The 21,248-nt window shown below is 58.0% G+C and carries 17 protein-coding genes and 3 tRNA genes; 14 read left to right on the top strand and 6 right to left on the bottom strand.

What is annotated here, in order from left to right; translation table 11 throughout:
• Positions 1–171 precede the first annotated feature (171 nt).
• Entirely contained in the window at positions 172–2,781 is a 2,610-nt protein-coding gene (acnB, locus tag N1078_RS02885; RefSeq protein ID WP_274086737.1) for a bifunctional aconitate hydratase 2/2-methylisocitrate dehydratase, read from the bottom strand.
• A gap of 407 nt (positions 2,782–3,188) precedes the next feature.
• Between acnB and N1078_RS02880 the strand changes: the two genes are divergently transcribed.
• Complete coding sequence (locus N1078_RS02880) at positions 3,189–3,665, top strand: DUF1289 domain-containing protein (protein WP_274086689.1); 477 nt, start codon at positions 3,189–3,191, stop codon at positions 3,663–3,665.
• A gap of 60 nt (positions 3,666–3,725) precedes the next feature.
• Here the strand turns inward: N1078_RS02880 and N1078_RS02875 are convergent, their stop codons facing one another.
• Positions 3,726–4,589, bottom strand: a complete 864-nt coding sequence (locus tag N1078_RS02875) for a universal stress protein (protein ID WP_274086688.1) — start codon at positions 4,587–4,589, stop codon at positions 3,726–3,728.
• Positions 4,590–4,831: 242 nt separating this feature from the next.
• Between N1078_RS02875 and N1078_RS02870 the strand changes: the two genes are divergently transcribed.
• Positions 4,832–5,437 (top strand): tRNA-(ms[2]io[6]A)-hydroxylase, encoded by a 606-nt coding sequence (locus tag N1078_RS02870; RefSeq protein WP_274086687.1) that lies wholly within the window; start codon positions 4,832–4,834, stop codon positions 5,435–5,437.
• Between the two features lie 70 nt (positions 5,438–5,507).
• Here N1078_RS02870 and N1078_RS02865 read toward each other — a convergent pair whose 3' ends face one another.
• A complete protein-coding gene (locus N1078_RS02865; protein ID WP_274086686.1) occupies positions 5,508–6,236 on the bottom strand; it encodes a UDP-2,3-diacylglucosamine diphosphatase in 729 nt (242 codons plus the stop codon).
• Positions 6,233–6,727, bottom strand: coding sequence for a peptidylprolyl isomerase (locus tag N1078_RS02860; RefSeq protein WP_274086685.1), 495 nt, complete (start codon positions 6,725–6,727; stop codon positions 6,233–6,235). Before N1078_RS02860 ends, N1078_RS02865 begins: the two co-directional genes overlap by 4 nt.
• Positions 6,728–6,912: 185 nt before the next feature.
• Between N1078_RS02860 and N1078_RS02855 the strand changes: the two genes are divergently transcribed.
• On the top strand, positions 6,913–8,577 hold the full coding sequence (locus tag N1078_RS02855) for a glutamine--tRNA ligase/YqeY domain fusion protein (protein ID WP_274086684.1): 1,665 nt from the start codon (positions 6,913–6,915) through the stop codon (positions 8,575–8,577).
• A 62-nt stretch (positions 8,578–8,639) separates the two neighbouring features.
• Positions 8,640–10,022 carry a cysteine--tRNA ligase gene (gene cysS, locus N1078_RS02850; RefSeq protein ID WP_274086683.1) on the top strand — a complete coding sequence of 461 codons (1,383 nt, stop codon included), beginning with the start codon at positions 8,640–8,642 and terminating at the stop codon, positions 10,020–10,022.
• A 121-nt stretch (positions 10,023–10,143) separates the two neighbouring features.
• Here the strand turns inward: cysS and N1078_RS02845 are convergent, their stop codons facing one another.
• Positions 10,144–12,009 (bottom strand): sigma-54-dependent Fis family transcriptional regulator, encoded by a 1,866-nt coding sequence (locus N1078_RS02845; RefSeq protein ID WP_274086682.1) that lies wholly within the window; start codon positions 12,007–12,009, stop codon positions 10,144–10,146.
• A gap of 260 nt (positions 12,010–12,269) precedes the next feature.
• On the opposite strand from N1078_RS02845, the gene N1078_RS02840 reads away from it, so the two are divergent.
• The 6 genes from N1078_RS02840 (at position 12,270) to N1078_RS02815 (ending at position 18,255) form a co-directional block, all read left to right on the top strand.
• Positions 12,270–13,364, top strand: coding sequence for an ABC transporter ATP-binding protein (locus tag N1078_RS02840; RefSeq protein ID WP_274086681.1), 1,095 nt, complete (start codon positions 12,270–12,272; stop codon positions 13,362–13,364).
• Entirely contained in the window at positions 13,364–14,476 is a 1,113-nt protein-coding gene (locus tag N1078_RS02835; protein WP_274086680.1) for an ABC transporter ATP-binding protein, read from the top strand. The genes N1078_RS02840 and N1078_RS02835 overlap by 1 nt, the downstream gene beginning before the upstream one ends.
• Entirely contained in the window at positions 14,473–15,336 is an 864-nt protein-coding gene (locus tag N1078_RS02830; protein WP_160014187.1) for a carbohydrate ABC transporter permease, read from the top strand. The genes N1078_RS02835 and N1078_RS02830 overlap by 4 nt, the downstream gene beginning before the upstream one ends.
• A gap of 8 nt (positions 15,337–15,344) precedes the next feature.
• Positions 15,345–16,145, top strand: coding sequence for a carbohydrate ABC transporter permease (locus N1078_RS02825; RefSeq protein WP_274086679.1), 801 nt, complete (start codon positions 15,345–15,347; stop codon positions 16,143–16,145).
• An 11-nt stretch (positions 16,146–16,156) separates the two neighbouring features.
• The gene (locus N1078_RS02820; protein ID WP_090386722.1) at positions 16,157–16,429 is read left to right on the top strand and encodes a DUF2160 domain-containing protein; all 273 of its coding nucleotides are present in this window, start codon (positions 16,157–16,159) and stop codon (positions 16,427–16,429) included.
• An 83-nt stretch (positions 16,430–16,512) separates the two neighbouring features.
• The gene (locus N1078_RS02815; protein WP_274086678.1) at positions 16,513–18,255 is read left to right on the top strand and encodes an ABC transporter substrate-binding protein; all 1,743 of its coding nucleotides are present in this window, start codon (positions 16,513–16,515) and stop codon (positions 18,253–18,255) included.
• Positions 18,256–18,328: 73 nt separating this feature from the next.
• Here the strand turns inward: N1078_RS02815 and folD are convergent, their stop codons facing one another.
• Positions 18,329–19,183, bottom strand: a complete 855-nt coding sequence (gene folD, locus N1078_RS02810; RefSeq protein WP_274086677.1) for a bifunctional methylenetetrahydrofolate dehydrogenase/methenyltetrahydrofolate cyclohydrolase FolD — start codon at positions 19,181–19,183, stop codon at positions 18,329–18,331.
• A 271-nt stretch (positions 19,184–19,454) separates the two neighbouring features.
• Between folD and N1078_RS02805 the strand changes: the two genes are divergently transcribed.
• The 4 genes from N1078_RS02805 (at position 19,455) to tig (ending at position 21,220) form a co-directional block, all read left to right on the top strand.
• Positions 19,455–19,531, top strand: a tRNA-Arg gene (locus N1078_RS02805).
• 34 nt (positions 19,532–19,565) lie between these two features.
• Positions 19,566–19,641 (top strand) — tRNA-His (locus N1078_RS02800).
• Between the two features lie 53 nt (positions 19,642–19,694).
• Positions 19,695–19,779, top strand: a tRNA-Leu gene (locus N1078_RS02795).
• A 130-nt stretch (positions 19,780–19,909) separates the two neighbouring features.
• Positions 19,910–21,220, top strand: a complete 1,311-nt coding sequence (gene tig, locus N1078_RS02790; protein WP_274086676.1) for a trigger factor — start codon at positions 19,910–19,912, stop codon at positions 21,218–21,220.
• Positions 21,221–21,248 lie beyond the last annotated feature (28 nt).

Here is a 21,248-nt window from a genome sequence, read left to right as displayed (position 1 = left end):
AGGTGGCGAAGATAAGTGGCGGTGCGTCGCCTGTCCAGCACAGTTACGCCGCCGTGCTGCATAACAGTGCGCTAGGTGTAGCCATTGAGTTGCTCGGTCATGGATCAGAAAAGAAAAAGCCCCGCACTAGGCGGGGCTCTTCTTCAGCGTACAGCGTGATGCGTTGTTTCGTTAGGCTTGAACGACCGGGATATTGGCGTTCGCAGCAGCTTCACGGAACTCGGCGATCTGGTCGAAGCTCAGGTAGCGGTAAACGTCCGCTGCCATGGTGTCGATTTCCTTCGCGTAGACCATGTACTCCTCAACAGTCGGCAGCTTGCCGGTGATGGCTGCAACAGCCGCCAGCTCAGCCGAAGCCAGGTAGACGTTGGCACCATCGCCCAGACGGTTGGGGAAGTTACGGGTCGAGGTCGATACCACGGTGGAGTTGGCTTCCACGCGTGCCTGGTTACCCATGCACAGCGAGCAGCCCGGCATTTCCATGCGCGCGCCGGCTTTGCCGTAGATGCCGTAGTAGCCTTCCTCGGTCAGCTGGTGCTGGTCCATTTTGGTCGGCGGCGACAGCCACAGGCGAGTTGGCAGGGTGCCTTCAACTTTTTCCAGCAACTTACCAGCCGCGCGGAAGTGACCAATGTTGGTCATGCACGAACCGATAAACACTTCGTCGATCTTCTCACCGGCAACGGTCGACAGCAGACGAGCATCGTCTGGGTCGTTCGGGGCGCAGAGAACTGGCTCATTGATGTCTGCCAGATCGATTTCGATGATCTCGGCGTACTCAGCGTCTTTGTCAGCCGACATCAGCTTAGGATCAGCCAACCAAGCTTCCATTGCTTGGGCGCGACGCTCCAGGGTGCGTGCATCGCCGTAGCCTTCGCTGATCATCCAACGCAGCAGGGTGATGTTTGAGCGCAGGTACTCAGCGATAGCTTTTTCCGGCAGCTTGATGGTGCAACCTGCAGCGGAACGCTCGGCAGAGGCGTCGGACAGTTCGAACGCTTGCTCAACAGTCAGTTCGTCCAGGCCTTCGATTTCGAGGATGCGACCGGAGAAGGCGTTAACCTTGCCTTTCTTTTCAACGGTCAGCAGGCCTTTCTGGATGGCCGCGTAAGGAATCGCATGCACCAGGTCACGCAGGGTGATGCCTGGTTGCAGCTTGCCCTTGAAGCGCACCAGAATCGACTCTGGCATGTCCAGCGGCATTACGCCGGTGGCGGCGGCGAACGCGACCAGGCCGGAACCGGCCGGGAAGGAGATGCCGATCGGGAAGCGGGTGTGCGAGTCGCCACCGGTACCGACGGTGTCCGGCAGCAGCATGCGGTTCAACCAGCTGTGGATGATGCCGTCACCAGGACGCAGGGAAACACCGCCACGGGTGCGGATGAAATCCGGCAGGGTGTGGTGGGTGGTGACGTCGATCGGCTTTGGGTAAGCCGCGGTGTGGCAGAACGACTGCATCACCAGATCAGCGGAGAAGCCCAGGCAGGCCAGGTCTTTCAGCTCGTCGCGGGTCATTGGGCCAGTGGTGTCCTGGGAGCCAACGGTGGTCATCTTCGGTTCGCAGTAGGTGCCAGGGCGAACGCCTTGGCCTTCAGGCAGACCGCACGCCTTGCCGACCATTTTCTGCGCCAGGGTGAAACCCTTGGTGCTGGCAGCTGGTGGCTCAGGCAGTTTGAACAGGTCGGTTGGACCCAGGCCCAGTTCGGCGCGCGCTTTCTCGGTCAAACCGCGACCGATGATCAGCGGGATACGGCCGCCAGCGCGGACTTCGTCGAGCAGTACTGGAGTCTTCATTTCGAAGGTGGTCAGTACTTCGTCGGTGCCATGCTTGCAGACTTTGCCAGCATGCGGGTACAGGTCGATCACGTCGCCCATGTGCATGTTGGAAACGTCGAATTCGATTGGCAGGGCGCCGGCATCTTCCATGGTGTTATAGAAGATCGGAGCAATCTTGCTGCCGAAGCAGAAGCCGCCAGCGCGCTTGTTCGGCACGTTCGGGATGTCGTCGCCGAAGAACCACAGCACCGAGTTGGTGGCGGATTTACGCGAGGAACCAGTACCGACTACGTCACCGACGTAGGCAATCGGGAAGCCTTGGCCGCGCATGGCTTCGATCTGCTTCATCGGGCCGGTTACGCCTTGCTCGTCCGGCACGATGCCGTCGCGGGCCATTTTCAGCATGGCCAGGGCGTGCAGCGGGATATCCGGACGCGACCAGGCGTCTGGAGCCGGGGACAGGTCGTCGGTGTTGGTTTCGCCGGTGACCTTGAACACGCGCAGGCTGATCTTGTCGGCCAGAGTCGGGCGGTTCTTGAACCACTCGCCGTCAGCCCAGGATTGCAGTACGCCTTTGGCGTGAACGTTGCCGTTCTTGGCTTTTTCAGCGACGTCGTGGAAGGCGTCGAACATCAGCAGGGTGTGCTTCAGTTGCTCGGCAGTCACGGCAGCCAGTTCGCTGTCGTCGAGCAGCTCAACCAGGGTGGCGATGTTGTAACCGCCTTGCATGGTGCCGAGCAGTTCAACAGCGTGTTGCTTGCTGATCAGTGGGGAAGTGACTTCGCCTTTGGCAAGGGCAGAGAGGAAACCGGCCTTTACGTAGGCGGCTTCGTCGACGCCTGGCGGCACGCGGTTGGTGATCAGATCGAGAAGAACAGCTTCTTCGCCGGCTGGCGGGTTTTTCAGCAGCTCGATCAGGCCTGCGGTTTGTTCGGCGTTCAGCGGCTGGGGCACGATACCCTGAGCGGCACGCTCTGCTACATGTTTGCGATAGGCTTCAAGCACAGTTATTACCCTCATCAGTGGTCCCAAAGGGTTGTCCGGGACGCGATCCAGAAAACAACAAACCAGGCGCTTCGTGGCTTTATGGGCCGCTCAGCCGAGGTTGCGCTGCTTTCTTGCAGAAGCTGTTTTCAAAGTTTTACGCCGGCAGGACGGGCTGGATGAGGGCTGGTACCGACACTTGAAGGGGTGGCTCAAGGGGCGGTACCAACATCGAACCTGCAGGATTGACTGTGCTCGTGACGCTTTGAAAACAGCTTCCAACGGATGTTGCTGCCTCTAAAAGGCCGGCTGATTCTACTGGAAAGCTTTCATAAAGTTAAGCCGAAGGCCCCGCTTATATAGGGGTGATCTGCCTTAGACAAAGGGCTAAGATGCCAGCCTATCCGCCAGTATCCATGCCTTTCGTTATGTCTAATCAGCGCATCAAAACCCCTTGTGTTGGCCTGTGCTCCACTGTTTACGGCGATTTAGTCTGCCGTGGCTGTAAGCGCTTTCACCATGAGGTGATCAACTGGAACGGTTATAACGACGAGGAAAAACACGCCGTCTGGCTGCGTCTGGAAGTGTTGTTGGTGCAAGTGATGACGGCGAAACTCGAGGTTTTTGATGAAAACCGCCTGCGCATGCAGCTGGAGCAGCGCAAGATCCGCTTTGTCCCGCAGCAGTCACCTTATTGCTGGGCCTACCAGCTTATAGCCCGTGGGGCCCGAGTGATCAGCCAGGTAGAGGCGTATGGCATAGTGCTATTGCCGGAGTTTCGCGAGTGGAACCTGCCGGAGTTACGCGACGCGATTGATCGTGAATTCTTTCTATTGTCCGAAGCGCATTATCAGCGCTATATCGCCCCGCAATTTTTGCGTGATGGTTTGAATGTGCAGATTTAGCCCCGGGTTAAACCACAAAGCCGCCCTTTAAGGCGGCTTTGTGGTTTTTGCCGTTCAGTCTCAGCGCTGAGCGACCAGTTCTTCGAGGTGGGCGATGATGTCGTCTGGCTTGAGCACCAGAATGTCGCTTTCGAGGGCGTCGAGAATCACTTCGGCGGTATTGCCGATCAATGCGCCAGACAACCCGGTGCGTGCAACGGTGCCAATCACGGTAACGCCTGCATTGAGCTGACGAGCGATCTGCGGAATCAATGAATCGGCTGGCCCTTCGGCGATATGCAGGTGTTCATCGTTGATGTCGTACTCGGCCTGGAAGGCTTTGCACTGCTCCCGGTAACGCGCTTCGATGGTCTCTTTTAGCTGGAAGGTCGGGTCGGCCGCTGAAAGCATCGGTGTTGGGTGGGCGCTGATGACATGCAGTTCAGCCTTAGCCAACGCCGCGATATCGTAACCATGGCTGACAATACTGGTGTGCAGCGTGCGGTGTTCACCATCGGCATTGCCTACGTCTACGGCCGCCAAGATTACGCTGCCGGCCCAAGGCTTGTCGGTTTTGACCATCAATACGGGCGCCGGGCAGTAACGCAGCAGCTTCCAGTCACCCGGCGTGAGCAGGGCTTTTTTAAGTGGGTTGTCGGGGAAATGTTGCTTGATCACCAGGCCGCAGCCTTCGGCTTGCTGCACGTTGATGATGGTTTGATGCTGGCTATCATCCCAGGCCTGCTGACTGGAGGTGCTGAACCCTTCGCTGTTGAGCAAACTGGTGAGGTCGCTCAGGTAACCGGTATGGTCACTTTTCTTGTCGCATACCAGTAGGTGCAGATGCGATTGCGTGACGCCGGCAATCAGTTTGGCGCGCTTGAGAGCCAGGTCGTCTGTGTGCGTCGGTTCCACCACCACCAGAATGCTGCGAATAGCTTGCATGATCGTCTCCATGTGCAGTCCATTTTTCTAATTATCACTATAGATCGCTGCCGCTCGATCAATGCTGATTGATGTCAATCGAGTGGCTGTTTGCGCGCTCAATCGTATAATGCGCGCCCTCTAGCGTTATCACTCTTGCCGGCTTAGCTGTGTGAATTTATGTATCTGTTAGCTGAAATTGAACCCCTGCAGCACTGTCGTTTTTCTCGGGTCTCGCCTTGCTGCGCAGCAGGCCTGTGGTCATGAACCTGCCTGAAATCCACGAATTTCTCGGTTGCCGGACACCGGATGCCTGGATCACTGCGGCTTTGGCTGATCAGCAGACCCTGCTGATTGACCATAAGAACTGTGAGTTCAAGGCCGCCAGTACGGCGCTGAGCCTGATGGCCAAGTACAGCACTTATGTGGACCTGCTTAACGCCATGTCGCGCCTGGCCCGTGAGGAGTTGGTGCATCACGAGCAGGTACTGCGCATCATGAAGCGGCGCAAAATCGGCCTGCGGCCGGTATCCGCGGCGCGCTATGCCTCGGGCTTGCGCAAAGTGGTGCGTACCCATGAGCCGCACAAACTGGTGGATACCCTGGTGGTCGGTGCGTTTATCGAGGCGCGCAGTTGTGAGCGCTTCGAGGCGCTGGTGCCGCATCTGGATGACGAGCTGGGTAAGTTTTATTTCGGCTTGCTGAAAAGCGAGGCGCGGCATTTTCAGAATTATCTGAAGTTGGCCTACCAATACGGCGATGCTCGAGATGTTGATCAGGCCATCGAGCGGGTGAGGGCGGCGGAGCGTGAACTGATCGAGTCGCCAGACACTGAGTTTCGTTTCCACAGCGGGATTCCGCCACGCTGAAACTTTGGCGCGCCGAGCAGGCGCGCTGCTGTGTAGTTAATCTGGCGGTTTTGCCGGACGCGTCAGGCGGTCAGTCTGCTGCCAGCTCGAACGCGCTTTGCTGCAAGCCTTGCCTGTCGACCAGCAAGGCCCAGCCTTGCTGGTCCCAGTCGCCGAGGACGATGCGCTGCGCCGCCTCGCCGTTGACCTGCAGTTGATGGGTGGCCGGGCGGTGGGTGTGGCCGTGAATCAGCGTGCGTACGCGGTGGGCGGCCATGATGCGCGGCACTTCGTCCGGGGTAACGTCGACAATTTCACTGGCTTTCATGCGGGTTTGCGTGCGGCTTTCATTGCGCAGCTTGCGCGCCAGTTTGTGCCGGGTGCTGAGCGGCAGGTTGCGCAGGATAAACAGGGCGATGGGGTTGCGCAGCCAGCGGCGCAGCTTCATGTAACCAATATCCTGAGTGCACAGGCTGTCGCCATGCATTAGCAGCGTGCGCTCACCGTTAAGCTCAATCACGCACGGGTCTGGAATTAGGCTGCAGCCTGCTTCTTGGCAGAAGGCCTTGCCGATCAGGAAATCACGATTGCCGTGCATCAGATAGATGCGCGTGCCGCGCTCGCTAAGGTTGCGCAGCGCTTGGGCAATCGAGCGTTGAAAAGGGGTAATGGCGTCGTCGCCGATCCATACTTCGAAGAAGTCGCCCAGGATATACAGCGCCTGAGCGTGAGCCGCGCGGGTTTCGAGAAAATGCAGGAAGGCCCGGCTGATAGCCGGGCGCTCCTGTTCAAGATGCAGATCGGAGATCAGTAGAATCACTCAACGATCTCGGCGCGCTCGATGATCACGTCTTCAACGGGCACATCCTGGTGGCCGGATTTGCTAGTGGTGTCCACGGCCTTGATCGCGTTAACCACGTCCATGCCTTCAACCACTTCACCAAACACCGCGTAGCCCCAGCCCTGAACGGTTGGCGCGCTGTGATTGAGGAAGCTGTTGTCACCAACGTTAATAAAGAACTGCGCGGAAGCCGAATGCGGCTCCATGGTACGGGCCATGGCCACGGTGCCGATTTTGTTGGCAACGCCGTTGTTGGCTTCGTTTTTGATCGGTGCGCGAGTGGTTTTCTGCTTCATGCCCGGCTCAAAGCCACCGCCCTGGATCATGAAGTTGCTGATCACACGGTGAAATACCGTGTTGTCGTAATGGCCATCTTTAACGTACTGCTTGAAGTTGGCCACGGTCTCTGGGGCTTTGTCTTCGAACAGCTTGAGGGTGATAACGCCGTGGTTGGTGTGCAGCTTGATCATGGAGGTAATCGCTCTGTCGATAAATCCGTGAGCCGTTTCGTGACCGTGCGTGTGCTGTGTGGCTACATGCAATGGGCATTGAGGCGACTCTTGGGCCTGTCAGGGGATTGACAGCTTCGGCTATGATAAGCGCTTTGTTTTAGCCGGCCTACCCTGCGCCGCGCACCTGCATGATCAAGGACCCCATGAGCAAGCCAGAAGCTGTCGCCGCCGCTAACATTTTTCGCCCCATCGTCCAGGCCGACCTGGATGCCGGCAAACACGCGAAAATCATCACCCGTTTTCCGCCGGAGCCCAATGGCTACCTGCATATCGGCCATGCCAAGTCGATCTGCCTGAACTTTGGCTTGGCCAAGGAGTTTGGTGGCGAGTGCAACCTGCGCTTCGACGACACCAACCCGGCCAAGGAAGATCAGGAATACATCGACGCGATCAAGAGTGATGTGCAGTGGCTAGGTTTTCAGTGGGCCGGCAAGGAACACTATGCCTCCGACTACTTCGACCAACTGCACGATTGGGCGGTTGAGCTGATCAAGGCTGGCAACGCCTACGTCTGTGATTTGTCGCCGGAGCAGGCCCGTGAATACCGCGGCAACCTGACCGAGCCGGGCAAGAACAGCCCGTTTCGTGAGCGCAGCGTTGAGGAAAACCTCGACCTGTTTGCGCGCATGAAAGCCGGTGAGTTCGCCGATGGTGTTCGTGCGCTAAGGGCTAAGATCGACATGGCCTCGCCGAACATGAACCTGCGCGACCCGATTCTTTACCGTATTCGCCACGCTCATCATCACCAGACGGGCGACAAGTGGTGCATCTACCCGAGCTATGACTTCACCCATGGCCAGTCGGACGCCATCGAAGGCGTGACCCATTCGATCTGCACCCTGGAGTTTGAAGATCACCGCCCGCTGTATGAGTGGTTCCTGGCGCAGCTGCCGGTACCGTCGCAGCCGCGTCAGTATGAATTCGCCCGGCTCAACCTGAACTACACCATCACCAGTAAGCGTAAGCTCAAGCAACTGGTTGATGAGAACCACGTCAATGGTTGGGACGACCCGCGCATGTCGACCCTGTCGGGCTTTCGCCGTCGTGGCTACACCCCAGCCTCGATCCGTAATTTCTGCGACATGATCGGCGTCAACCGCGCAGGCGGTGTGGTGGATGTGGGCATGCTCGAATTCGCCATCCGTGACGACCTGGATGCCAATGCGGGCCGCGCCATGTGCGTGCTCAAGCCACTCAAGGTGGTGATCACCAACTACCCGGAAGGCCAGGTCGAGAATCTAGAGCTGGCGCGTCATCCCAAGCAGGACTTGGGCGTGCGTGTACTGCCGTTCAGCCGCGAAATCTATATCGATGCGGGCGACTTTGAAGAAGTCCCGCCGGCGGGTTTTAAGCGTCTGATCCCTGGTGGCGAAGCACGTTTGCGCGGCAGCTACGTGATTCGCGCTGATGAAGCGATCAAGGATGCCGAGGGCAACATCGTCGAACTGCGTTGCAGCTATGACGAAAACACCCTGGGCAAGAACCCCGAGGGCCGCAAGGTCAAGGGCGTGATCCATTGGGTGCCGGCCGCCGAAAGCGTTGAGTGCGAAGTGCGCTTGTATGACCGCCTGTTCCGCTCCGCTAATCCTGAGAAGGACGAAGAGGGCGGCAGCTTCCTCGACAACATCAACCCCGACTCGCTGGTGGTACTCAAGGGCTGTCGCGCTGAGCCGTCGTTGGCCAATGCCGTGCCGGAAGAACGCTTCCAGTTCGAGCGTGAAGGCTACTTCTGCGCTGATATCAAGGACAGCAAGCCAGGCGCGCCGGTATTTAACCGCACCGTAACGCTGCGTGACTCCTGGGCTTGATCAAGGCGAACGCGTTATAGGTCGGGCCAGCGCGCTGGCCCGTTGTTTTTCAAGGAATCCCGATGCTCTCGATCTACAACACGCTGACCAAAAGCAAAGATGTCTTTAAACCGCTGGTGGGTAACCAGGTGCGCATGTACGTGTGCGGCATGACGGTTTACGACTTCTGTCATATCGGTCATGCGCGGGTGATGGTGGCGTTCGATGTGGTGACCCGCTGGCTGCGCCATCGCGGTTATGAAGTCACCTACGTGCGCAATATCACCGACATCGACGACAAAATCATCAAGCGCGCCAATGAAAACGGCGAGCCCTTCGAGGCGCTGGTCGAGCGCATGATCGCTGCCATGCATGAGGATGAAGCGCGCCTGAATGTATTGCGTCCGGATCAGGAGCCGCGTGCCACTGACCATATCGCCGGCATGCACCAGATGATTCAAACACTGATCGACAAAGACTTTGCCTACGCTCCCGGCAATGGCGACGTGTATTACCGCGTCGGCAAGTTTGTTGGCTACGGCAAGCTGTCGCGCAAGAAGATTGAAGACCTGAAAATCGGCGCGCGCATCGAGGTGGATGAAGCCAAGCAGGATCCGCTGGATTTCGTCCTGTGGAAGGGCGTCAAGCCGGGCGAGCCGAGCTGGCAGTCGCCGTGGGGCGCAGGTCGTCCAGGCTGGCACATCGAATGCTCGGTGATGTCGACCTGCTGCCTGGGCGATACCTTCGATATCCATGGCGGTGGCCCGGACCTAGTCTTCCCGCACCACGAAAACGAGATCGCGCAGAGCGAAGCGGCCACTGGCAAGCTTTACGCCAATGCGTGGATGCACGCCGGTGCGGTGCGCGTGGATGGCGAGAAGATGTCCAAGAGCCTGGGTAACTTCTTCACCATTCGCGAAGTGCTGGAGAAGTATCAGCCGGAGGTGGTGCGTTACCTGCTGGTGTCCAGCCACTACCGCAGCCCGATCAACTATTCCGAAGACAGCCTGAAGGAAGCCAAGGGCGCCCTTGAACGCTTTTATAACGCGCTCAAAGGCTTGCCTAAAGTGGCCGCAGCAGGTGGTGAGGCGTTTGTTGAACGGTTTGCGGCGGCAATGGATGATGACTTCAACTCGCCAGAAGCCTGCGCCGTGCTATTTGAGTTGGCGCGCGAGATCAACCGTCTGCGTGAAAGCAATGTGCAAGCAGCGGCTGGTTTAGCCGCGCGTTTGCAGGAGCTGGCTGGGGTGCTCGGTGTGCTGCAGCTTGAGCCAGAGGCGTTTCTGCAAGCAGGTGCTGCTGGCAAGGTTGATGCGGCCGAGGTTGAAGCGTTGATTGCGGCGCGTCTGCAAGCTCGCGCCGAGAAGAACTGGGCGGAATCCGACCGCATCCGTGATCAGATCACCGCCATGGGTGTGGTGCTGGAAGACGGCAAGGGCGGTACGACTTGGCGTTTGGCTGATTAAACGCAGTAATGAATAAAAAACCGCTTTCGAGCGGTTTTTTATTGCCTGTGGAGTATGCGCGCCGCTGTTATTGCAGGCACTCAGGTATTGCCTGAGCGGGCGGTACGCAACCCCAGCGTTGTTAACGCTCGGTTAATCCACTTTCACGCAGCCGCTTGTACAGCGTGTTACGGCTGATCCCCAGGCTGCGCGCCAGGCTGGAAATGTTGCCGCCGCACGCTTGATATTGGCTGGCCAGGTCATCGTCGCCGGTGGCTGCATTGGGCTGTTGTGACGTGTCAGTGGCTGCTTTGGGAGCCGCTTGCAAGTCGGCAAAGAAATCATCTGGCAAATGTTCTGGGCGGATCTGCTGATCCTCTGCCATGGCTAAGGCGATCTGCAGGACGCTGCTCAATTGGCGCAGGTTACCGGGCCAGGGGTGGCGCTCGAATAGGATCAGCACTTCCTGGCTTAGCCCAGCCCATTGCTGCGGCTCGCGGTGATAGTCCCAGATGCGCTTAACCATGGCGGCCTTGTCGGTGCGTTCGCGCAGCGGCGGCAGTTCCAGATTGAGGCCGCTGATGCGGTAGTAGAGGTCCTGGCGAAATAGCCCGCCTTCCACATCCTGGCGCAGTGGGCGGTTGGTGGCGGAGATCAGGCGGATATCCACCGGGTACAGTTCACTGCTGCCCAGCGGCTGTACGCAGCGTTCCTGCAATACCCGCAGCAGGCGGGCCTGCACCCGCAGCGGCATATCGCCGACTTCGTCGAGAAACAGCGTGCCTTTATCGGCCTTGCGGATCAGGCCGATGCTGCCTTTCTGATTGGCCCCGGTAAACGCGCCTTTTTCGTAGCCGAACAGCTCAGATTCGACCAGTTCAGTCGGAATGGCCGCGCAGTTAACCGCGATAAACGCCTGGCTGGCACGCGAGCTGGCGTGGTGCAGGGCTTTGACGAAGACTTCTTTGCCGACGCCGGTTTCACCATGCACCAGAATCGGGATGTTTTTTTCCAGTAGGCGCTCGGCCTGGCGTACGGCTTTATCAACACGCGGATCACCCAAATTGAGCGAGGCCAGGGTGAACGGGTTGCTGTTGGCGCTGGCGGACGGCGGCTGGGTTTGGCGAAAGTCGCGAGCTTGAATGGGTGAAGGTTGCTGCGGGCGTTTGATCTGGGCGTGGAAGCGAAAGCGCCCGCCGGCACGCAGGTTGAACGGCAGCGACTCGGGTTGGTTAAGCAGTTGCTGCAGCGGCACGTCGAACAGGCTTTCGATATTCACCTGGGCGAGGCCCACACCTAACAAGCTGTCGGCCCGGCGATTGGCGGAAACCACCTGGCCTTGGTCATCGAAAATCAGCAGCCCGGCCCAGGGGCTGCCCAGGTTATCCAGGCTGGTGTTAAAGCTCAGTTGGAAGTAACGCTGCTGAAACAGGTTGAGAATCAAGCGGTTTTCCACCGACTGACTCATCATCTTGACCATGCCTAGGGTGTGCGAGGGCGGCAGGTAGCTGTCACTGGAAACATCCAACACCGCGATCATCTGCCTTTGCTCATCAAAAATCGGCGAGGCCGAGCCGGTCATAAAGCGGTTGGCTTTGAGAAAGTGCTCATCGTGCTGAATATGAACCGCCTGGGCGCAGCTAAGGGCGGTGCCAATGGCATTAGTACCGGTATAGCGCTCCAGCCAGGTGGCCCCGGCGACAAAGCCGGCGGCGCGGCTGGGCTCGATAAAGCGCTGGTCGCCCCAGGATTGCAGCACCTGGCCTTGGTGGTCGGCCAGCATGATCAGGCAATTGGAGTTGGCCAGGATGGTGCCGTAGTAGGGCAGCACTTCCTTGTGGGTGGTGTGCACCAAGGCGTGCTGGCTTTCCAGTAATGCGCTGACTTCGCCGCGTTCGGGCTGGCTGAAGATCGGGGTGCTCTGGTGGGTCAGGCCGTAGTCACGGCAGCGGGTCCAGGAGTCCTGGATGATGGTCTCGTGGGGCAGGGCAGTGACAGCGTCAGCCATGACAGGTATCTCGCGCGGTTTTTTGTTGTTATGGGCCACGGTCTGCGCCGGGTCCCTGCAGTGTCGCCGAAGGCTGTTCAATGTCAACGCTATGACTGTTCAGTTGTTCACTGTGCACTGTTCAAAAGTGTTCAGTGTTGTCACCTGTGATTGCCAGCGTTCAAGCGTAGATGTTTTAAATCAATAACTTAAATTCGTTTAAAGGGCTTGGCACGGAACTCGCCTTGTAGCTGGGCAGATAACAAGAAAAAGGACGGCCCATGTCACTTACCCTGGAGCATGTCACGCGTATCGTTGATCACCAGTTGTATATCGACGATGCCTGCCTGAGCTTCGAACCCGGCTCCTTCAATGTGCTGCTGGGGCGCACGCTATCCGGAAAGACCAGTTTGATGCGCCTGATGGCGGGTCTGGATAAGCCCACTAGCGGACGCATCCTGATGAATGGCGCCGATATGACCCAAGTGCCGGTGCGTCAGCGCAACGTGTCGATGGTCTATCAGCAGTTCATCAATTACCCGACCCTGACGGTGTTCGAGAACATCGCTTCGCCGCTGCGCCAGGCCGGTGTGAGCAAGGCGCTGATTGAAGAAAAAGTGCATGCCACGGCGCAGATGCTGCGTATTGATGGTTTGCTCAAGCGCTACCCACTGGAGTTGTCCGGTGGCCAGCAGCAGCGCACGGCTATGGCGCGGGCGCTGGTCAAGGACGCCTCCTTGATTCTGTTCGATGAGCCGCTGGTCAACCTTGACTACAAATTGCGCGAAGAGCTGCGCCAAGAGATGCGCGAGCTGTTCCAGGCCCGCCACACCATCGCTATCTATGCCACCACCGAGCCCAACGAAGCGCTGGCCTTGGGCGGTACCACTACCATCCTGCATGAAGGTCGAGTGGTGCAGAGCGGCAAGACCGCTGAGGTCTATCACCGACCACAGCAGGTGTTAGCGGCAGAGTTGTTTTCGGAGCCGGCGATCAACCTGATGCCGGGGCGCGTCAGCGGTACTGAAGTGAGCTTTGCCGATACTGTGCATTTCCCGCTTAACCCGGACCTGCAAGGTATTGCCGAAGGTGAATACCGTTTCGGCGTACGCCCCAGCCATATCGGTCTAGTGCCGTCCAACGACGATGATCTGGAGTTGGCGGTGACGGTTGAGCTGGCCGAGATCAGTGGTTCGGAAACCTTCCTGCATGTGCGCAACGAGCAATTCGTGCTGGTGCTGCATCTGCCTGGAGTGCATGAATACGACGTGGATAGCTCGATTCTTATTTATATCCCGACCCATAAATTGTTTGTCTTTTCCGCGGATGGGCAGCTGATTCAGGCGCCCAGCCGCCGTCTGGGGAGGGTTGCCTGATGGCCGAGATCCGTTTGCATAACCTGGCCCACAGTTACAGTCGCGCCCCTGCTGGTGCGGCTGATTACGCCATTCGCGAGATGAATCATGTGTGGGCGCAGGGCGGTGCCTATGCGTTGCTGGGGCCATCCGGCTGCGGCAAGTCGACCCTGCTGAACATCATTTCCGGGCTGCTCAGCCCTTCGCACGGCGAAGTGCAGTTTGATGGCAAGGTGGTCAACGCGCTGCCGCCCGAGCAGCGCAATATCGCCCAGGTTTTCCAGTTTCCGGTGGTCTACGACACCATGACGGTGTTCGACAACCTGGCCTTCCCCTTGCGTAATCAGGGCATGAATGAGGCGAAGATCCTCACCAAGGTCAATGAAATTGCCGAGGTGCTAGAGCTGCACCCATTGCTGCACAAGCGCGCCCGTAATCTGACTGCTGACGAGAAGCAGAAGGTCTCCATGGGGCGCGGCCTGGTGCGTGATGATGTGTCGGCGATCCTCTTCGATGAGCCGCTGACGGTGATCGACCCGCACCTGAAATGGAAGCTGCGGCGCAAGCTCAAGCAGATTCACGAACAGTTCAATATCACCATGGTTTACGTCACCCACGACCAGCTCGAAGCCTCGACCTTCGCCGACAAGATTGCGGTGATGTACGGCGGACAGATCGTCCAGTTCGGCACCCCGCGCGAGTTGTTCGAGCGGCCCAGCCATACCTTTGTCGGCTACTTCATCGGCAGCCCGGGGATGAACCTGATCGAGGTCGGCCGTTGCGAGGGCGGGGTGCGTTTTGCCGATACCGTTCTGCCGCTGTCACCAGCGCTGAATCAGCGCCTCGACGAGTTGAACTGGAGCAGCCTGAAAGTCGGTATCCGTCCCGAGTTCGTGCATATCTGGGATGGCCCCAACGAAGACGCGTTGTGTGGCGAGGTGGTGCATGTCGAAGACCTCGGCACCTATAAAATTCTTACCCTCAAGCTCGATGGCCAGCCACTCAAGGTGCGCCTGCAGGAAGATCAGCCCGTGCCGCAGCAGCAGGTATACCTGAGCTTCCCTGCGCAGTGGCTGATGCTCTATGCCGATGACTTTCTGGTTGAGGCGCAAGTGCAGGAGGTGCAGCCATGAAGGTGCAGAACAACAAGGCTTGGTGGCTGGTGCTGCCGGTGTTTCTGTTGGTGGCGTTCAGCGCCATCGTGCCGATGATGACGGTGGTCAACTACTCGGTGCAGGACATCTTCGACCACTCCACGCGCTATTTCGTCGGGGTCGATTGGTACAAGCAGGTACTGCAAGACACCCGCCTGCATGATTCGCTGCTGCGCCAGTTCATCTTCTCCGCCTGCGTGCTGCTGATCGAGATTCCCTTGGGTATCGCCATCGCTTTGTGCATGCCGACCAAGGGTCGCATGGCTTCGCTGGTGCTGATCGTGCTAGCGATTCCGCTGCTGATTCCGTGGAACGTGGTCGGCACCATCTGGCAGATCTTCGGTCGCGCTGACATCGGTTTGCTCGGCTGGAGCCTGAACAGTCTGGGTATCAGCTATAACTATGCCTCCAATACCAGCGACGCCTGGGTCACTGTGCTGATCATGGACGTCTGGCACTGGACCTCATTGGTGGCATTGCTGTGCTATTCGGGGCTGCGCGCCATTCCCGATGTGTATTACCAGGCCGCGCGTATAGACCGTGCCTCCGACTGGGCGGTGTTCCGCCATATTCAGCTGCCCAAGTTGAAGAGCGTGCTGCTGATCGCGGTGATGCTGCGTTTTATGGATAGCTTCATGATCTACACCGAGCCCTTTGTGCTCACCGGCGGCGGGCCGGGCAACGCCACTACTTTCCTCAGTCAGACCCTGACGCAAATGGCCATCGGCCAGTTCGACCTGGGCCCAGCGGCGGCGTTTTCGCTGGTGTACTTCCTGATCATCCTGTTGGTGTCCTGGCTGTTCTACACCGCCATGACCCACAACGATAAGACTCGCTGAGGCCGACCATGACCCTACGTAAAAAAGTAGTGCTGGGGCTGTATATCCTGTTCCTGCTGGTGCCGATCTACTGGCTGCTGAACATGTCGTTCAAGAGCAATACCGAGATCCTCGGTGGTCTGACGCTTTGGCCGCATGCGTTCACCCTGGAAAACTACAAGGTGATCTTCACCGACCCGAGCTGGTACGAGGGCTATCTCAATTCGCTGTACTACGTGTGCCTGAATACGGTGATTTCATTGACGGTGGCACTGCCAGCGGCCTACGCGTTTTCACGCTACCGTTTTCTCGGTGACAAGCACCTGTTCTTCTGGCTGCTGACCAACCGCATGGCGCCACCGGCGGTGTTTTTGCTGCCGTTTTTCCAGCTGTATTCGTCCATCGGCCTGTTCGATACGCATATCGCCGTGGCGCTGGCGCACTGCCTGTTCAACGTGCCCCTGGCGGTGTGGATTCTCGAAGGCTTTATGTCCGGGGTGCCGAAGGAAATCGATGAAACCGCCTATATCGATGGCTACAGCTTCCCGAAATTCTTCGTGAAGATTTTTATCCCGCTGATTGGCTCGGGCATCGGCGTCACCGCGTTCTTCTGCTTCATGTTCTCCTGGGTCGAGCTGCTGCTGGCGCGCACCTTGACCTCGGTAGATGCCAAGCCGATTGCCGCAGTGATGACACGTACCGTCTCGGCCTCGGGGATCGATTGGGGCGTGCTGGCGGCGGCTGGGGTGTTGACCATTCTGCCGGGCATGCTGGTGATCTGGTTTGTCCGTAACCATGTGGCCAAGGGCTTTGCCCTGGGCCGGGTATAGGAGTCGCGATTATGGATTGGATGGCCTGGACGCTGCCGACGGCGTTGTTTTTCGGCTTTATCGGCATGCTGCTGGTTGGCATGACGATCTGGGAACTGCGTTCGCCCTGCATCGAACGCAAAGGCTTGTTGCCGATTAGCACCACCCGTGGTGATCGGCTGTTTATCGGTCTGCTTGGAAGTGCCTACCTGCACCTGCTGGTGGTGGGCGCGACCGATTGGAGTGTCTGGATAGCCTCGGTGCTGTCCCTGTTCTGGTTGTTTGCAGTGATGCGTTGGGGCTGAACCGGGCTGCCCTGGGCGCGCCAGTTAATTGGGTGCGGCCATGACCCGCTTGCCTCATTCCAAACCCTGAGATGGAGGTCTCTATGTTCGACAATAACAACAAAACTCGACATAGCATGGCGCTGGCTGCCCTGCTGACGTTGTCCGGCTTGAGCGGTGCAGCCTGGGCTGATGCCTACGAAGAAGCGGCAAAGAAGTGGATTGGCGAGGAGTTCAGCCCCTCGACCCTGACGCCTGAGCAGCAACTCGAAGAGTTGAAGTGGTTTATCAAGGCCGCCGAGCCATTTCGTGGCATGAGCATCAGTGTGGCCTCTGAAACCATCGCCACTCACGAGTATGAGTCCAAGGTGCTGGCCAAGGCCTTTAGCGAAATTACCGGGATCAAACTCAAGCACGACCTGATGCAGGAAGGCGATGTCGTCGAGAAGCTGCAGACTCAGATGCAGTCGGACAAGAACATCTACGACGGCTATATCAACGACTCGGACCTGATCGGCACGCACTTCCGTTATGGCAAGGCCGTGGCCATCAGCGACATGATGGAAGGCGAAGGCAAGGCGGTGACCTCGCCAACCCTCGATTTGCAGGACTTTATCGGCATTTCCTTCACCACCGGGCCCGACGGCAAGCTCTACCAGCTGCCGGATCAGCAGTTCGCCAACCTCTACTGGTTCCGCGCCGACTGGTTCGAGCGCCCGGAACTGAAGGCCAAGTTCAAAGAAATTTACGGCTATGAGTTGGGCGTGCCGGTTAACTGGTCGGCCTATGAAGACATTGCCGAGTTCTTCTCCGAGAAGGTCAAGGAAATCGATGGCCAGCGTATCTATGGCCATATGGATTACGGCAAGAAAGACCCATCCCTGGGCTGGCGCTTCACCGATGCCTGGTTCTCCATGGCCGGTGGTGGCGACAAGGGCCTGCCCAATGGTTTACCGGTGGATGAGTGGGGTATCCGGGTCGACGGCTGTCGCCCTGTAGGTTCCAGTGTCTCCCGTGGCGGCGATACCAACGGCCCAGCGGCCGTATATGCCACCACTAAATATGTCGATTGGATGCGCAAATACGCGCCACCAGAAGCGCAGGGTATGACCTTCTCTGAGTCTGGTCCGGTGCCAGCACAGGGCAGCATCGCCCAGCAGATATTCTGGTACACCGCCTTTACCGCGGACATGACCAAGCCAGGTTTGCCGGTGGTTAATGAAGACGGCACGCCGAAGTGGCGCATGGCCCCTTCACCGAAAGGTCCGTACTGGGAAGAGGGCATGAAGCTGGGCTATCAGGACACCGGTTCCTGGACCTTCCTCAAGTCGACCCCGGAGAAACAGCGCCTGGCCGCCTGGCTGTATGCTCAGTTTGTTACCTCAAAAACCGTTTCGCTGAAGAAGACTTTGGTTGGCCTGACGCCAATTCGTGAGTCTGATATCAACTCGCAAGCCATGACCGACGTTGCGCCGAAACTGGGCGGCCTGGTGGAGTTCTATCGCAGCCCTGCTCGCGTACAGTGGACGCCAACCGGTACCAATGTGCCGGACTACCCGCGTCTGGCGCAGCTGTGGTGGCAGTTTATTGCCGAGGCAGCCAGTGGCGATAAAACCCCCCAAGAGGCGCTGGATGGCCTGGCGGCTGCACAGGACACCATGATGGCCCGTCTGGAGCGTGCAGGTGTGCTCGGTGAGTGTGGTCCGAAACTCAATGAGCCACGTGATCCGCAGTACTGGCTGGATCAGCCGGGTGCACCGAAGCCCAAGCTGGCTAACGAAAAGCCTCAGGGTGAAACCATCAACTACAACGAGCTGTTGAAATCCTGGGAGCAAGCTCGCGACTAAGCGTAGCGGGTTGAATTAGGCATAAAAAAACGGCACCTACAGGTGCCGTTTTTTATTTCTGCCAGCGCTGCACTCAGTCGTGCAGATGCTCGGCGGCATGCAGGGTGTTTTCCAGCAGGCAGGCGCGGGTCATCGGGCCAACGCCGCCTGGCACTGGGGTAATCCAGCCAGCGCGGGGCAGGGCGGTTTCATACACCACGTCGCCAATCAGTTTGCCGTCTTCCTGGCGGTTAATACCGACGTCGATCACGATCGCCCCTGGCTTGATCCATTCACCATGCACCAAGCCAGGCTTGCCGGCCGCGACGACAACGATATCGGCCAGGCCAACGTGCATGGGCAGGTCTTTAGTAAAGCGGTGGGTCACGGTGACCGTGCAGCCGCCCAGCAGTAATTCCATCGCCATCGGCCGGCCGACGATATTTGACGCGCCAACTACCACTGCGTGCATGCCATACAGGTCAGCGCCGGTGCTTTGCAGCAGGGTCATGATGCCTTTGGGGGTGCAGGGGCGCAGCAAGGGCATGCGCTGTGCCAGGCGGCCAATGTTGTAGGGGTGGAAGCCGTCAACGTCTTTGTCCGGGCGGATGCGCTCCAGCAATAAAGAGGCGTCCAGATGTTCCGGCAAAGGAAGCTGCACCAAGATACCGTCGATAGTCGGTTCATCATTGAGGCGGTCGATCAATGCCATCAGCTCTGCCTGGCCTGTGGTGGCTGGCAGGTCATAGGCCTGTGAAACGAAGCCAACTTCTTCGCAATCTTTACGCTTGTGCGAGACATAGACCTGGGACGCAGGGTCGCTGCCGACGAGAATCACGGCTAGCCCAGGGGCGCGCAGGCCTTGCTGGCGTCGTTCGGCGACACGTTTGGCGATCTGCTGACGCAGGCCGGCGGCAATTGCTTTGCCATCGATCAGTTGTGCGGTCATTGCGCTTGGTTAACCATAAAGAAAGGATGGGAAAAGGACGCGCATTCTCGCATGACCGTGCAGTGGGGCAAAGGCGCACGCCGCGGTTTTCGCGTAACCCCTTTAAATATCTGATTTTTTTTAGCTTTTAGTGTTGACGAGCTTAAGTCGCCTCTATAACATTCGCCCCGCTTGTCGAGCACAGCCAGACGCTGGGTAAGACGGCAAAGGTCGAAGCTGCAAAGTTTTTTCCGAAGCCGAAAGCTTTAAGTCTGCGTTTGCAGATGGATAAGTGCCCGTAGCTCAGCTGGATAGAGCATCCGCCTTCTAAGCGGATGGTCGCAGGTTCGAGTCCTGCCGGGTGCGCCATTTGGCGGTCTTGGCTCGAGCAAAATGCAATATGGTGGGCGTAGCTCAGTTGGTAGAGCGCAGGATTGTGACTCCTGTTGTCGTGGGTTCGATCCCCATCGTCCACCCCATATTCAGAAAGAACGCCAGGTTAGCGCCTGGCGTTTTTTATAAAGCTTTGCCCGCGGACGTGGTGGAATTGGTAGACACACTGGATTTAGGTTCCAGCGCCGCAAGGTGTGAGAGTTCGAGTCTCTCCGTCCGCACCATCTTTTAGAGCTCCCTCCCGTTTGCCGCCTGCTTCTTAGGGTGACTTCTGCATATTGACCCTCTAGAATGCATGCCCTTGATTTGGGGCCGGTAAACGGCCGGCTTATGTCTGTGCAACGAGGAATATCAATGCAAGTTTCTGTTGAAAGTACTTCTGCTCTCGAGCGCCGCATGACTGTAGGCGTTTCCGTTGAGCGCATCGAGACTGAAGTCAACAAGCGTCTGCAGCAGACTGCCCGTCGCGCCAAAGTCCCTGGCTTCCGTCCTGGCAAAGTGCCGATGAGCGTGATTCGCCAGCGTTATGAAGACGCTGCGCGCCAAGAAGCGCTGGGTGACTTGATCCAATCGACTTTCTATGAGGCCGTTGTTGAGCAAAAGCTCAATCCAGCTGGCGCTCCGGCCGTTGAGCCGAAGTCGTTCGAGAAAGGCAAGGATCTGGAGTACGTGGCGACCTTCGAGGTGTTCCCGGAGTTCACCGTTGCTGGTTTCGAGTCTATCGCCATCGAACGCCTACAGGCTGACGTGACTGACGCTGACGTCGACAACATGCTGGAAATCCTGCGCAAGCAAAACACTCGCTTTGAAACTGTCGAGCGTGCTGCCGAGAATGGCGATCAGCTCAATATCGACTTCGTTGGCAAAATCGACGGCGAAGCCTTTGCCGGTGGTTCGGCGAAAGGTACGCAGTTGGTTCTTGGTTCTGGCCGCATGATCCCTGGCTTTGAAGATGCGCTGGTGGGCGCCAAAGCGGGCGAAGAGCGCGTAATCAACCCGACTTTCCCGGCTGATTACCAGAATCTGGATCTGGCGGGCAAAACCGCTGAGTTCACTGTGACCGTCAACAGCATTGCAGCGCCTCAGTTGCCTGAGCTGAATGATGAGTTCTTCGCCTTGTTCGGCGTGAAAGAAGGCGGTCTGGAAGGCTTCCGCGCTGAAGTTCGCAAGAACATGGAGCGCGAGCTGCGCCAGGCCATCAAGTCCAAGGTCAAAAATCAAGTCATGGACGGCCTGCTGGCTGCCAATGCAATCGAAGTGCCGAAGGCGTTGATTAGCAATGAAGTTGATCGTCTGCGCGTTCAGGCCGTACAGCAGTTTGGCGGCAACCTGAAGCCGGACCAGCTGCCAGCTGAGCTGTTCGAAGAACAAGCCAAACGCCGCGTTGCATTGGGCCTGGTTGTGGCTGAAGTGGTTAAGCAGTGTGAGCTGAAACCCGATGACGCTCGCGTTCGCGAAATGATTCAGGAAATGGCTTCGGCTTATCAAGAGCCTGAGCAGGTTGTGGCTTGGTACTACAAAAACGACCAGCAGATGAACGAAGTACGTTCGGTTGTACTGGAAGAGCAAGTTGTAGATACTGTTTTGCAGAAGGCCAACGTGACCGATAAAGCGGTCTCGTACGAAGAAGCTGTCAAGCCGGTAGAAGCACCACAAGCCGCCTGATTTCTTTACCTCGTTCGAATGCGTCATA

It is taken from the genome of Pseudomonas sp. MIL19 (assembly GCF_028680365.1).
In the GTDB taxonomy this organism is placed as follows: Bacteria; Pseudomonadota; Gammaproteobacteria; order Pseudomonadales; family Pseudomonadaceae; genus Aquipseudomonas; species Aquipseudomonas spirodelae.
Note: the sequence above shows the minus strand (reverse complement) of the source record. Positions and strands in the feature narration are given on the sequence as shown.

Bases quoted from the DNA above. Each gene is read 5' to 3' on its own strand.
- N1078_RS02880 (WP_274086689.1), top strand. From the start codon at position 3,189: ATGTCTAATCAGCGCATCAAAACCCCTTGTGTTGGCCTGTGCTCCACT.
- N1078_RS02875 (WP_274086688.1), bottom strand. From the start codon at position 4,589: ATGCAAGCTATTCGCAGCATTCTGGTGGTGGTGGAACCGACGCACACA.
- N1078_RS02870 (WP_274086687.1), top strand. From the start codon at position 4,832: ATGAACCTGCCTGAAATCCACGAATTTCTCGGTTGCCGGACACCGGAT.
- N1078_RS02860 (WP_274086685.1), bottom strand. From the start codon at position 6,727: ATGATCAAGCTGCACACCAACCACGGCGTTATCACCCTCAAGCTGTTC.
- N1078_RS02855 (WP_274086684.1), top strand. From the start codon at position 6,913: ATGAGCAAGCCAGAAGCTGTCGCCGCCGCTAACATTTTTCGCCCCATC.
- cysS (WP_274086683.1), top strand. From the start codon at position 8,640: ATGCTCTCGATCTACAACACGCTGACCAAAAGCAAAGATGTCTTTAAA.
- N1078_RS02845 (WP_274086682.1), bottom strand. From the start codon at position 12,009: ATGGCTGACGCTGTCACTGCCCTGCCCCACGAGACCATCATCCAGGAC.
- N1078_RS02840 (WP_274086681.1), top strand. From the start codon at position 12,270: ATGTCACTTACCCTGGAGCATGTCACGCGTATCGTTGATCACCAGTTG.
- N1078_RS02835 (WP_274086680.1), top strand. From the start codon at position 13,364: ATGGCCGAGATCCGTTTGCATAACCTGGCCCACAGTTACAGTCGCGCC.
- N1078_RS02830 (WP_160014187.1), top strand. From the start codon at position 14,473: ATGAAGGTGCAGAACAACAAGGCTTGGTGGCTGGTGCTGCCGGTGTTT.
- N1078_RS02825 (WP_274086679.1), top strand. From the start codon at position 15,345: ATGACCCTACGTAAAAAAGTAGTGCTGGGGCTGTATATCCTGTTCCTG.
- N1078_RS02820 (WP_090386722.1), top strand. From the start codon at position 16,157: ATGGATTGGATGGCCTGGACGCTGCCGACGGCGTTGTTTTTCGGCTTT.
- N1078_RS02815 (WP_274086678.1), top strand. From the start codon at position 16,513: ATGTTCGACAATAACAACAAAACTCGACATAGCATGGCGCTGGCTGCC.
- folD (WP_274086677.1), bottom strand. From the start codon at position 19,183: ATGACCGCACAACTGATCGATGGCAAAGCAATTGCCGCCGGCCTGCGT.
- tig (WP_274086676.1), top strand. From the start codon at position 19,910: ATGCAAGTTTCTGTTGAAAGTACTTCTGCTCTCGAGCGCCGCATGACT.